Origin of the sequence: Nocardioides seonyuensis (assembly GCF_004683965.1) — a bacterium.
Classification (GTDB): domain Bacteria; phylum Actinomycetota; class Actinomycetes; order Propionibacteriales; family Nocardioidaceae; genus Nocardioides; species Nocardioides seonyuensis.
This window is the reverse complement of the sequence record NZ_CP038436.1, coordinates 2057979-2069833: the sequence shown is the minus strand read 5'-3', so window position 1 is coordinate 2069833 and position 11855 is coordinate 2057979. Positions and strand designations below refer to the sequence as shown.

At 70.8% G+C, this 11855-nt stretch carries 11 protein-coding genes; 7 read left to right on the top strand and 4 right to left on the bottom strand.

Annotation, left to right across the window (positions count from 1 at the left end; all coding sequences use genetic code 11):
* Positions 1-47: 47 nt before the first annotated feature.
* Both EXE58_RS10040 and lysS read left to right on the top strand, forming a co-directional pair.
* A complete protein-coding gene (locus EXE58_RS10040) occupies positions 48-986 on the top strand; it encodes a diacylglycerol/lipid kinase family protein (protein ID WP_135267752.1) in 939 nt (312 codons plus the stop codon).
* A gap of 10 nt (positions 987-996) precedes the next feature.
* Positions 997-2739: a lysine--tRNA ligase gene (lysS, locus tag EXE58_RS10035; protein ID WP_135267751.1), complete on the top strand. Its 1743-nt coding sequence runs from the start codon at positions 997-999 to the stop codon at positions 2737-2739.
* A gap of 53 nt (positions 2740-2792) precedes the next feature.
* Here the strand turns inward: lysS and EXE58_RS10030 are convergent, their stop codons facing one another.
* Positions 2793-3644, bottom strand: coding sequence for an alpha/beta hydrolase family protein (locus EXE58_RS10030; RefSeq protein WP_244242172.1), 852 nt, complete (start codon positions 3642-3644; stop codon positions 2793-2795).
* Positions 3645-3818: 174 nt separating this feature from the next.
* Between EXE58_RS10030 and EXE58_RS10025 the strand changes: the two genes are divergently transcribed.
* Positions 3819-4238: a DUF3151 domain-containing protein gene (locus tag EXE58_RS10025; RefSeq protein ID WP_135267749.1), complete on the top strand. Its 420-nt coding sequence runs from the start codon at positions 3819-3821 to the stop codon at positions 4236-4238.
* 31 nt (positions 4239-4269) lie between these two features.
* Positions 4270-5022 carry a YoaK family protein gene (locus tag EXE58_RS10020; RefSeq protein ID WP_208543965.1) on the top strand — a complete coding sequence of 251 codons (753 nt, stop codon included), beginning with the start codon at positions 4270-4272 and terminating at the stop codon, positions 5020-5022.
* Between the two features lie 38 nt (positions 5023-5060).
* Here EXE58_RS10020 and fbaA read toward each other — a convergent pair whose 3' ends face one another.
* Entirely contained in the window at positions 5061-6095 is a 1035-nt protein-coding gene (fbaA, locus tag EXE58_RS10015; RefSeq protein WP_135267747.1) for a class II fructose-bisphosphate aldolase, read from the bottom strand.
* 145 nt (positions 6096-6240) lie between these two features.
* Between fbaA and EXE58_RS10010 the strand changes: the two genes are divergently transcribed.
* From EXE58_RS10010 to EXE58_RS10000, 3 genes are read left to right on the top strand one after another with little or no spacing between them, the layout of a single operon-like run.
* Positions 6241-7200, top strand: a complete 960-nt coding sequence (locus EXE58_RS10010; RefSeq protein ID WP_135267746.1) for a hypothetical protein — start codon at positions 6241-6243, stop codon at positions 7198-7200.
* A complete protein-coding gene (locus tag EXE58_RS10005) occupies positions 7197-7700 on the top strand; it encodes a SigE family RNA polymerase sigma factor (protein ID WP_135267745.1) in 504 nt (167 codons plus the stop codon). The genes EXE58_RS10010 and EXE58_RS10005 overlap by 4 nt, the downstream gene beginning before the upstream one ends.
* A 46-nt stretch (positions 7701-7746) precedes the next feature.
* The gene (locus EXE58_RS10000) at positions 7747-8445 is read left to right on the top strand and encodes a response regulator transcription factor (protein WP_135267744.1); all 699 of its coding nucleotides are present in this window, start codon (positions 7747-7749) and stop codon (positions 8443-8445) included.
* Between the two features lie 58 nt (positions 8446-8503).
* Here EXE58_RS10000 and EXE58_RS09995 read toward each other — a convergent pair whose 3' ends face one another.
* Positions 8504-11041 carry an ABC transporter permease gene (locus EXE58_RS09995; protein ID WP_135267743.1) on the bottom strand — a complete coding sequence of 846 codons (2538 nt, stop codon included), beginning with the start codon at positions 11039-11041 and terminating at the stop codon, positions 8504-8506.
* A 3-nt stretch (positions 11042-11044) separates the two neighbouring features.
* Entirely contained in the window at positions 11045-11809 is a 765-nt protein-coding gene (locus EXE58_RS09990) for an ABC transporter ATP-binding protein (RefSeq protein WP_135267742.1), read from the bottom strand.
* Positions 11810-11855: the final 46 nt, after the last annotated feature.

Sequence of the window (11855 nt, the reverse complement as noted above, 5' to 3'; positions counted from 1 at the left end):
ACGCTACCAAACCCCTCCCTGATGCGTGAGCGCCTAGGCTCCTCTGCGTGGACCCACTCCTCGTCATCACCAACTCCGATGCCGGAACCTCCGATCAGGAGACCCTCGAGCAGGCGCTGGTGATCCTGCGGGAGGCCGGGTCGGTGGAGGTGACCGGCACCTCCAACCCCGGCGAGCTCGACGGCGTCCTGCACCGCGCCGGGTCGCGCACGATCGTGGTGGCCGGCGGTGACGGGAGCCTGCACGCCGTGGTCCAGGCGCTCCACAAGCGCAACGAGCTCGCCGACGCCACCCTGGCCCTGCTGCCCCTCGGCACCGGCAACGACTTCGCCCGCGGCACCGACATCCCGCTCGACATCGAGGAGGCCGCCCGTCTCGTGGTGAAGGGGAAGGCGCGTCCGGTCGACCTGATCCTCGACGAGACCGGGTCCGTGGTCGTCAACAACGTCCACGTGGGCGTCGGCGCCCAGGCCAGCCGCAAGGGCAAGAAGTGGAAGGAGCGCCTCGGCTCGGTCGGTGTCGGCAAGGTCAACCTGGGCAAGGCCGGCTACCCCATCGGCGCACTGATGTCGGCCTTCCACCCGCCGCACCGCCGCCTGCGCGTCGAGGTCGACGGCGAGGTCGTCAACGACCTCGACCAGCCGGTCCTCATGGTGGCGATCGGCAACGGCGCCGCCATCGGCGGTGGCACCGAGATCACGCCCGACGCCGACCCGGAGGACCGGCGTCTTGATGTGATGATCTCGCGATCGGTCTCCCCCGCCGCCAAGCTGGGCTACGTCGCGCGCCTGCGTCGAGGAGAGCACCTCGAGCGCGACGACGTCCTGTCGATGACCGGTCACACCGTCTCGGTGAGCGGTGAGGAGTTCTGGGTCTCCGCCGACGGCGAGCTCTACGGTCCCGAGCGGCACCGGACGTGGCGCATCGAGCCGGCCGCCTACCGGATGGTGCTCCCGGCCCTCCACCTCACCCGGGGCGGCGGATAGCCTTCGCCGCATGGCACGAGGTGGACAGAAGGGCGATCCCGTCGACTGGGTGAGCAGGGCGGCGGACGACGCCGTGCGCCACGCCGGCGAGGGCAAGCCGGTCACGGTCTCCTCGGGAGCCTCTCCGTCGGGCCCGGTCCACCTCGGCAACCTCCGCGAGTTCCTGACCACCCACTTCGTCGCCGACGAGCTGCGCCGCCGGGGCCTCGAGGTGCGCCACCTCCACGTGTGGGACGACTTCGACCGTTTCCGCAAGGTGCCGGCCGGTGTCCCGGCCTCGTGGTCGGAGCACATCGGGCGTCCGCTGACGGCCGTCCCCGACCCGTGGGAGTGCCACGCCTCCTGGGCCGACCACTTCAAGGAGCCGCTGCAGCAGGCGCTTGCGGCGCTCGGCGTGGAGATGGACGAGATCTCCCAGACAGAGCTCTACCGGGCCGGCACCTACCGGGACTCGGTGCTGCAGGCAGTGCGAGCGCGCGACGAGATCGACGCCGTGCTGGCGAGGTACCGCACCAAGAAGGCCGCACCTCCCGCCGCCGACTCCGAGCCGGCTTCCGACATCGACGCCCAGGAAGCGGCCGCCCTGGCCGAATCGGTGGCTGCCGACGACGACTTCGACGCCGATCTCGATGGATCCGGCGACAACGCCGACCTGGCGCGGTTCCCCTACAAGCCCTACTGCCGCGAGTGCGGGCGCGACACGGTGACCCTGACGTCGTACGACGACGACTCCACCGATCTGGGCTACCGCTGCGACTGCGGTTTCGAGGGAGTCACCAACCTCACCACCCAGTTCGAGGGCAAGCTGGTCTGGAAGGTCGACTGGCCGATGCGCTGGGCGTTCTACCACGTCGACTTCGAGGCGGCCGGCGCCGACCACGCCACCCCGGGCTCGTCGTTCACCGTCGGCCACGAGCTCGTCGCCGGCATCTTCGACATGCCGAAGCCTGCCTGGTTCGGCTACGGCTTCGTGGGCTTCGCGGGCATGCAGAAGATGTCCTCCTCCTCGGGTGGCGTGCCCACCGCGGCGGATGCGCTGCGGGTGCTGGAGGCACCGATCCTGCGCTGGCTCTACGTCCGGCGCGCGCCCAAGCAGGCCTTCACCATCGACTTCGGCCCCGAGGTGCTGCGGCTCTACGACGAGTGGGACGCCCTCGGCCGCAAGGCCGCCGATCCCGCCAAGCGCGACGTCGCCGTCCTCGCCTGGGAACGGGCCGCCGCCACCGCCGACGGTCCGCTGCCGACCCCCGAGGTCACGGTGCCGTTCCGCACCCTTTCCTCGGTCGCCGACGTCACCGCCGGCTCGGCCGACCTCATCAGCCGCACCATCTCCGACGTCGGCTTCCCACACACCGACGTCGCCGCCCTCGAGCCGCGGCTCGGCCGGGCGATGGCGTGGACCGAGGAGTTCGTGCCCGAGTCCGACCGCACCGTCGTGCGCTCCACGCCGGACGCCGACCGGCTGGCCGCGCTCACCGAGGACGAGGAGCTGTGGTTGCGGATCTTCCTCGACCGGCTGCCCGACTCGGCCGACCTGGCCGAGGTCACCTCGCTGGTCTACGGCGTGCCGAAGGCCGCGCGTGGCCTGGGCTTCGACGACGCCCCCACCGACCAGGTCAAGGCCGACCAGAAGGACTTCTTCCGCCTCCTCTACAACCTCCTCGTCAGCAAGGACCGCGGCCCCCGACTGCCCACGCTCGTCGTGGCGCTCGGTCCGGAGAAGGTCCGCTCGCTCCTCACGCCACCCGCCTGAACCGACGGCGCCCGCGCAGAGCGGACGCCGCCGGCCAGGTCGAGGTCAGTGCCTCAGGAGAGGCAGGTGTTGCGGTAGTCCGAGACCTCCCCGAAGCTCGAGGGCTGGGGGCCCGGGCACAGGAACTGGCGGTAGCGCTCGTCGTCGTCGACGTAGAGCTTGAGCCAGCTGATCGTCGACCACGCGATGGTGGTGTTGGAGCTGTTGGGCGCGAAGTGGCTGGCGTCGTTCAGCTCCAGGTAGGCCTTGCTCGTGCTGGACGGGATCGACTGGTAGAACGGGATGGAGTGCGAGCCGACCGGTGCGACGCTGTCGTTCTCCGCGCCGATCACCAGGCTGGGCGTCCTGATCTCGGGCCAGGTCTTGTCCGAGTTCCACGGGGTCAGACCGATCGTGGCCTGCAACGACGGGCGGTCCTTGGCGGCCTCGAGCGTCCCGCCGCCGCCCATCGAGTGACCGATCACGGCCAGCCGGTTGGGATCGATCCGGGACCGGATCGTCGCGCTGCTGCTCCGGGTCAGGTAGTCCAGCGCCGCGAGCAGCTGGTCGCCGCGGGCGGCCGGCTGGTCGTAGCGGGACTGCGTGTTGAACGTGATCACCACAAAGCCCTGGGAGGCCAGCCGCGGTCCGAGCCACGCGATCGTGGACTCCGAGGCGGTGAAGCCGGGAGAGATGGCGACGGCCCCGTAGGTGCCCTCGCTCGTGGACGTGGGGTAGGTGATGGTGGCCGACCCGAAGCCCGGGGTCGACCAGCTCGAGACGGACGTGGACGTGACCGCGAAGGGGCCCCGTGAGGCCTCGATGCTCGACCTGGTCGGGTCGGGTCCGCGCTCGTAGGGACTCTCCGCGGCAGCGGGCGCCTGCGCGCCCAGGGAGAGGATCATCGCCACGGTCGTGGCGATCACGCTGATGATGCTCGTTCGCTTCCTCAATGGAGCCTCCGGTGCTGGGAGGGCGAACCGGCGATGCCTGCGCTGGCGGTGCCAGTGCCCCGAGAAGGTATGACCCGGATCACGTTACGAACTCGAGGCGGTGACGGCCATGGGCGCTGCGCCCAAGATCCGCCATAGGGTGAGCAGATGAGCAACTTCGGCAACGACCTGATGGCCGGTCCCCCGCCCACCCACCTGCCCGTGGACCCCGCGACCACCGAGCTCGAGGGCGGCGAGGCGCCCGCGAGCGTCGTACGACACCACCCGGCGTCGCCGGCGGCATGGGCGGCCATGGCGACCCTCGCCCGTGAGCAGGGGGCGGACGACGTGACGGTCTACGCCTACGCGCGGGTGGGCTACCACCGCTCGCTCGACATGCTGCGACGCAACGGCTGGAAGGGTCACGGCCCGGTGCCGTGGGAGCACGAGCCCAACCGGGGCTTCCTCACCGCGCTCGCGCTCCTGGCGCAGAGCGCGCGTGCGATCGGCGAGACCGACGAGTGGGAGCGCTGCTCGACCTTCCTGCGCGACTCCAGCCCGACGGCCGCCGACCACCTCCTCGGCTGACGCCTCCAGGCCTGTGGACCGACGGCGCCGGTTGCTGAGGGACTACCTGCTCGCCGTCGCCGGACCCGTCCGCTCCCCACGTCACAACCTGCAGCTCGCGGCCCTGCTGTCCCTCAACGCCGGGGTGCTCAACTCGGTCGGCTTCGTGGCGGTGTCGGTCTACACCTCCCACATGACCGGGCTGACCGCGACCGTCGCGGACAACCTCGTCCTCGGCGGGACCACGGTCGTCCTCGTCGGCCTCCTCGCGATCGCCACGTTCGTGGCGGGAGCGGCTGCCTGCGCGGTGCTCTTCAACTGGGGCAGGCGGCGCGGGCTGCGCGGTCGCTACGCCAACGTGCTCGTGCTCGAGGCGTCGCTGGTCCTGCTCTTCGGCCTGCTCGCCGAGGGGCTCACCTGGCGGCACCGGGAGCTGGTCTTCGTGGCGGTGCTGTGCTTCACCATGGGCATGCAGAACGCGATCATCACCAAGATCTCAGGCGCCCAGATCCGCACGACCCACGTCACCGGCATGGTCACCGACATCGGGATCGAGCTGGGGAAGCTCGCCTACGTCCACCGCACCGACGACCTCGACCCCGTGGTGGCCGACCACCGCAAGCTCGGGATGCTGGCGATGCTGGTCGGGCTCTTCTTCGTCGGTGGGGTCATCGGCGCGCTGGGCTACCCGGAGATCGGCTTCGCGACGCTCGTGCCGCTCGCCCTGGTGCTGCTCGCTGTCGCGGCCGGCCCTCTCGCCGCCGACGTGCACCGTCACCGGCGGGCGGGCGCCGGCGCTCGCTGAGCGCCGGACCCTCACCCCGACCGGAGCCCCACCAGGGGTCAGGCGCCGACGGTCTTGCCCGAGGAGCGGAGGTTCTCGCAGGCCTCGACGATGCGCGCGGCCATGCCGGCCTCGGCAGCCTTGCCCCAGGCGCGGGGGTCGTACTGCTTCTTGTTGCCGACCTCGCCGTCGATCTTCAGCACGCCGTCGTAGTTCTGCAGCATGTGGGCGGCGACGGGGCGCGTGAAGGCGTACTGGGTGTCGGTGTCGACGTTCATCTTGACCACGCCGTAGTCGACGGCTGCGCCGATCTCCTCGGCGGTCGAGCCGGAGCCGCCGTGGAAGACCAGGTCGAACGGTCGGGCTCCGGACTCGAGGCCCAGCTCTGCGACGACGGCCTCCTGGGCGGCCTTGAGGATCTCGGGGCGCAGCTTGACGTTGCCCGGCTTGTAGACGCCGTGCACGTTGCCGAAGGTGAGCGCCGTCATGTAGCGACCCTTCTCCCCGGTGCCGAGGGCGCGGACCGTGGCCAGCGCGTCCTCGGGGGTCGTGTAGAGCTGCTCGTTGATCTCGTTGGCGACGCCGTCCTCCTCGCCGCCGACGACACCGATCTCGACCTCGAGGATGATGTTGGCCGCGGCGCACCTGGCGAGCAGCTCCTCGGCGATCTGGAGGTTCTCCTCCAGCGGCACGGCCGAGCCGTCCCACATGTGGGACTGGAACAGCGGCGCCTCGCCGCGCGCGACCCGCTCGGCGGAGATGTCGATCAGGGGACGGACGAAGCCGTCGAGCTTGTCCTTGGGGCAGTGGTCGGTGTGGAGCGCGATGTTGACGGGGTAGTTCTTGGCGACCTCGGCGGCGTAGGCGGCGAAGGCGACCGAGCCGGTGACCATGTTCTTCACGCTGGGGCCGGAGAGGTACTCGGCGCCGCCGGTGGAGATCTGGATGATGCCGTCGGAGCCTGCGTCCGCGAAGCCCTTGAGCGCGGCGTTGAGGGTCTGCGAGGAGGACACGTTGATGGCCGGGAAGGCGAAGGACTTCTCCTTGGCCGCGTCCAGCATCTGTGCGTAGACCTCGGGGGTGGCGATGGGCATGGCGATGTCTCCTCGAGCAGGTCAACGGGGCGTCGGCCCCAGCCTAGGACAGTCGTACGGCGTCCGGTCGGCGCGGTCGTGACAACCGATCGCGCACCCGCCACGTGTGTTCTCGTGACAGGGTGAGGGAAGTGGGGGATCGACGATGAGCACGAAGATCGACTGGAGCCGCGAGCTCGACGCCGCCGTGGCCAAGGGACCGGACCAGCCGGTGGAGCACTTCGTGGTGGCCGGACGACGAGCCCTCCGCCGCCGGCGGGCCGTCACAGGGCTCGCCGGCCTGGCCGCGACCGTGGCGCTCGGTGGGGCGGTGTGGGCGGTCGCGCCCGATGACGGACCGGCCCGCTCCGATGCACCCGTCGCCACGCAGGCTCCGTCGCCCGAGGAGCCCCAGCGGACGGTGACCGAGTCCCCGTCGGCGCAGGCGACGGCACTCCCGCCGCCCAGGACGCAGCCGACCCGACGCCTCGCCGAGCTACCCACCGCGGAGCGGGGTCTGGTCGACTTCCTCGGCAACCCGGCGGCGCTCACCACCCGCGGGCTCGTGCTCGCGCCGGACACCACCGCCGTCCTCCAGCGTGTGGAGAACCCGATGGGCTACACCGCCGACCAAGGGGTGTCGCTGGGCATCCGCGCGACGCAGGCCGGCGTCGAGCGGTACTCGCTGCTGACGGCCGAGGCCGACGGTTCGTCGACCTCGACCTCGACCGTGGATGCCTCTGGCGACTTCGCAGGCTGGCTCGACGGCGCCGTCCGGACGCAGCGCACCCTCGACGTGGCGAACGGGGTCACCCCGGCAGAGGGCACCGAGCGGCTGCCGGACACCTGGTTGCAGCTCGGACCCGACGGGCAGGTGGCCGCGGGAGGCCCGGGAGTGGTGCTGCTCTCGAACCGAGCCGACGTCGCCCTGGGCACCAGCTTCGCCCTCGGGGCAGAGCGCACCGGAGTCGCGCGCCTCTCGGTCGACGGCGTGCTCGAGTACGTCGCCTACCGCGTCATCGACTCGCGCCTCGAGGTCATCCCCGGGAACGGCCGCTTCGACACCCTCCAGGACTTCATCGCCTGGGCGCGCGACCAGTACGCCTCGGGCGAGGGGCTGCGATGAGGCGCGGCGACCGCGAGGAGGCGTTCACGACGTTCGTCGCCGCCCGGCAGTCCCACCTGCGCCGGGTGGCGTACGCGCTGTGCGGAGACTGGCACAAGGCCGAGGACCTGCTGCAGACGTCACTCACCAAGCTGTACGTCGCCTGGCCGAGGATCGAGCACGTCGGCAACGAGGAGGCCTACGTCCGCCAGATCATGGTGCGCGCCAACATCGACGAGTCACGCCGACCCTGGCGACGGGAGCGCCCCACCGACGACGTCGGCGACAGTGCGGCTGCCCCGGGACTGGCCTACGAGGAGCGCAGCGCCCTGCTCGATGCGCTCCACGCCCTGCCCGAGCAGCAGCGCAAGGTGGTGGTGCTGCGGCACTGGCTCGGCCTGTCGGTGCGAGAGACGGCCAGTGAGATCGGCATCTCCGAGGGCACCGTCAAGAGCCACAGCCATCGCGGTCTTGCCGCGCTCGAGAAGGCCCTCGTCACCGCCGACTCGACGACGGACTGACCTCAGCGGTCTGGACCGGAAGACCTGCGGGACTATCGTCAGGACCATGCCCCTGCGGGTCGTGTTCGCAGACGACAACTACCTCGTGCGCCAAGGCACAGCGGCCCTACTCGCGACCTCGCCCGACATCGATCTCGTCGACGTGGTGGGCGATCCCCCATCACTTCTCGCCGCGGTCGGCACGCACCAGCCGGACTCGGTCCTCACCGACATCCGGATGCCCCCCACGTTCACGACCGAGGGCATCGACGTGGCCAAGCAGATACGTGTGCGCCATCCCGGCACGGGCGTCGTCGTGCTGTCGCAGTACGTGGAGGCGGACTATGCCTTCGACCTGCTCGAGGACGGTGTCAGCGGACTGGGCTACCTCCTCAAGGAGCGGGTCTCCGAGATCGAGGAGGTGGTGCGCGCACTGCACGAGGTGTCGCGCGGTGGCTCCGCACTCGACCCCAAGGTCGTCGAGGGCCTCCTGCAGCGCGGGTCGGCCCGGACCAGCTCGCCCCTGCTCGGCCTCACCGACCGGGAGACCGAGGTCCTGCAGGCGATGGCGACGGGGCTGAGCAACGCGGCCATCGCCGCGAGGCTCTTCATGAGCGAACGAGCCGTGGAGAAGCACATCACCTCGGTCTTCCAGAAGCTGGGCCTCAGCGAGGAGGTCCAGGTGAACCGCAGGGTCAGCGCCGTCCTGGCCTTCCTCGAGGCGGGCGGCGCACCGGGGGCACGCGGGGACCAGGGCCAGGCGTGAGCAGGCCCTCCCCCGGCTTCACGAGCTGCCGGGGAGGGCCTGGACCAGGCGGCGGACGTCAGTCGGTCACCACGGCCCGGAGCACGTCGACCTTCGACGCCGACCGCGAGGGGCCGATGGCGGCGAGCACTCCCGCGATGGCCGCGGCCACGACGTACAACGCCAGCTGGTCACCGGGGATGGCGATCTTCTCGAGACCCTGGTCGGCCAGCGCCCGAGTCAGCGCCACGCCGAGCGCGATGCCCAGGCCGGCCCCCACGAGGGCGCCGATCACCGAGATGACCACCGATTCCCACCGGACCATCGCCCGCACCTGACCTCGCGTCATGCCCACCGCGCGGAGCAGTCCGAGCTCACGGGTCCTCTCGAAGACCGACAGCGCCAGCGTGTTGACGATCCCGAGCAGGGCGATGACCACGGCGAGCAGGAGGAGCACCGTCACCAGGCCGAGCATCTGGTCGATGACCGCGCTGGCCTCACCCTCGAACTCACCCTGGGTCATCACCGTCGCGTCCGGCTGGTCGGCGATCACACCGGCGATGCGGTCCTCCACGACCTCGATGTCCTGACCGTCGGCCACGAGCACCATGGCGGTGCCGGCCAGCCGGTCGGGGAAGTACGTCGTGTGCGCGTCGCCCGAGATGACGTAGTCGGTGTTCACGATGCCCTTCGCCTCGTAGGTGCCCTGGATCTCGAGCCGAGCCCTCTCGGCGCCCGGGAAAGAGCCTGGGATCACGTCGCCGACCTCCCAGCCGTGCGCTTCGGCCACGGCGTCCTTGACGATCACACCGTCATCGGCGAGGTCGGTCACGGCTCCGTCGACCATCCCCAGGTTCAGGGCATCCGCCGCCGTCGCAGGGTCGATCGAGGTGAACGCCGCCTCGGCGTCGCCGAACTCCCCCTTGCCGTTGGAGGTGGGCGAGATGCTCTCCACCCCTTCGACGTGCCGCACCATGTCGACCACCTCAGGGCTGTAGCCCTTGGACTGGCTGCTGGGAGTCAGCACGTAGAGGTCGGCGTTGGTCGAGCTGGACAGGACGTCGGTGAACGAGGCCTTGAAGGACGCGGCGAACACCGCGACCGTCGCAACCATCGTGAGCCCGATGACCAGGGCCATGGCGGTGGACGCGGTCCGCCTGGGGTTGCGCATGGCGTTCTGCCGGGCCAGCTCGCCGGGCACGCCCCGCCTGAGCAGGGGCCAGCTGATCACCCCGGCGAGGCCCCGCATGAACAGCGGCGCGAGCGTGGTGAGGCCGAGGATCGCGGCCACGACGCCCACCGGGATCATCAGGGCGTCAGCGGGGCCGAAGAGGGCCGCGGCGAGGACCCCGACGCCGGCTGCGATCAGCAGCGCGCCGACTCCCAGGCGGACCCTGGAGAAGCGCTCCGCCGTGGGCGTCGCGTCGCGCAGCGCCTCGACGGGCAACACCTTGGTCGCGCGACGGGCAGGCGCCACGGCCGCGGCCACCGTGATGAGGGTGCCGGCGACGAGCCCGATCACGATCGTGCTCGCTTCGACCCGGAGCGGTGCGGACGGCATCGACAGCCCGAAGAGCCCCATCAGGCCCGTCAGGGCGCGCGACATGCCCACCCCGAGCAGCAGACCCAGTGCCGAGGCGCCGGCCCCGAGCACCGCGGCCTCCACGACGATCGTGCGTAGCACCTGACGCCGAGTGGCACCGATCGCCCGCAGCAACGCCAGCTCGCGGGTCCTCTGTGCCACCTGCATCGAGAAGGTGTTCCAGATGATGAAGGAGCCGACGAACAGCGCGATGCCGGCGAACCCGGTCAGCGCCATGGTGATGAAGCCGAGACCGCCCGTGACGGCTTCCGTCTGCTCGTCGGCGACCTCCTTGCCGGTCATGGCCTCGAGCCCGGCGGGCAGGGCCGCACCGATCCGCTGCGTCAGAGCGTCGTCCGACGTACCGTCCTCGGCCTTGACCACGATCGAGTCGAACGAGCCCTCGTTGCCGAGCAGCGCCTGGGCGGTGCGCCCCTCGAAGTAAGCCGCAGTGGCGCCCCCGAGGTCGTCGGCCTCGCCGTAGCCGACGGCGCCCACGACGGTGAACGTCCTGGCCGGCCCCTGTAACATCACGCTGATCTCGTCACCGAGGGCGAGGCCGCCCTTCTCGAACGAGCTGGCGTCGACCGCGACCTCGTCGGGGCGCAACGGCGCTCGACCGGCTCGGAGCTCGGTCTCCCCCAGCAGGGACGGGTCGGAGGGAAGCGTCATGCCGAGCGTCGGCGCACCAGCCGGCTGGATCGGCTTGCCGTCGGAGTCGGTCAGCAGGGCGTAGCCCTCGACCACCCCCTCCGCAGCCGTGACGCCCTCAATGCCGCGGACGTCCTCGAGGACCGAGGCCGGCACCGCTGGTCGCGGCTCGCCCGGAGCGGGCTGCTCGCCCTCGACCGCACCCCGCACGACAGTGTCCGTGCCGGCGTTGATGCTCTGGAAGAGCCCGTCGAAGGCCCGCTGCATGCTGCTGTTCATCATCAGCGTGCCGGACAGGAAGGCCACACCCAACGCGATGGACGTGACGGTGAGGAAGAGCCGGAGCCTGTGCACCAGCATCCCCTTGATCGTGGCACTCAACATGCCTCAGGCTCCTAGCTGCTTCATGTAGTCGAGGACCTCGTCCGAGGTGGGGCTCGCCATCTCGTCGACGATGTCGCCGTCCTTGAGGAACAGGACCCGGTCGGCGTGGGCCGCCGCACCCGGGTCGTGGGTCACCATGACGACGGTCTGGGTCATCTCTCGGACGGCGTGCTGGAGGAACTGCAGCAGCTGCTCCCCCGATCGTGAGTCCAGGGCGCCGGTCGGCTCGTCGGCGAAGACGATCTCGGGCTTGGTCGCGAGGGCTCGCGCCGCGGCGACGCGCTGCTGCTGTCCACCGGAGAGCTCCGAGGGGCGGTGGCCGAGCCGCTCGCCCAGGCCCACGGTCTCGACGATCGACTGGACCCACAGGGGGTCCGGCCTGCGGCCGGCGATCTTCGAGGGCAGGGCGATGTTCTCCGCCGCCGTGAGCGTGGGCAGGAGGTTGAACGCCTGGAAGATGAACCCGATGCGGTCACGCCGGAGCAGCGTCAGCTCACGATCGTTCATGGTGGTGATGTCGACGTCGCCGATGAAGATCTGCCCCGCGGTCGGCCGGTCGAGCCCGGCCAGCACGTGGAGCAGGGTGGACTTGCCGGACCCGGAGGGCCCCATGATGGCGGTGAAGCGGCCCGACTCGATGGAGACGCTGACGTCGTCGAGCGCCAGCACCTGAGCGTCGCCGGAGCCGTAGGCCTTGGTGACGCCCGTGGCACGGGCGGCCGTGGCGGCTGCGCTCGTGCCAGGGGAGGCGGTGAGGAGTGTTGACATGTGAGTGATCTCCTGGCTGGAACGAGACCGGCCGGTCGACCGGATG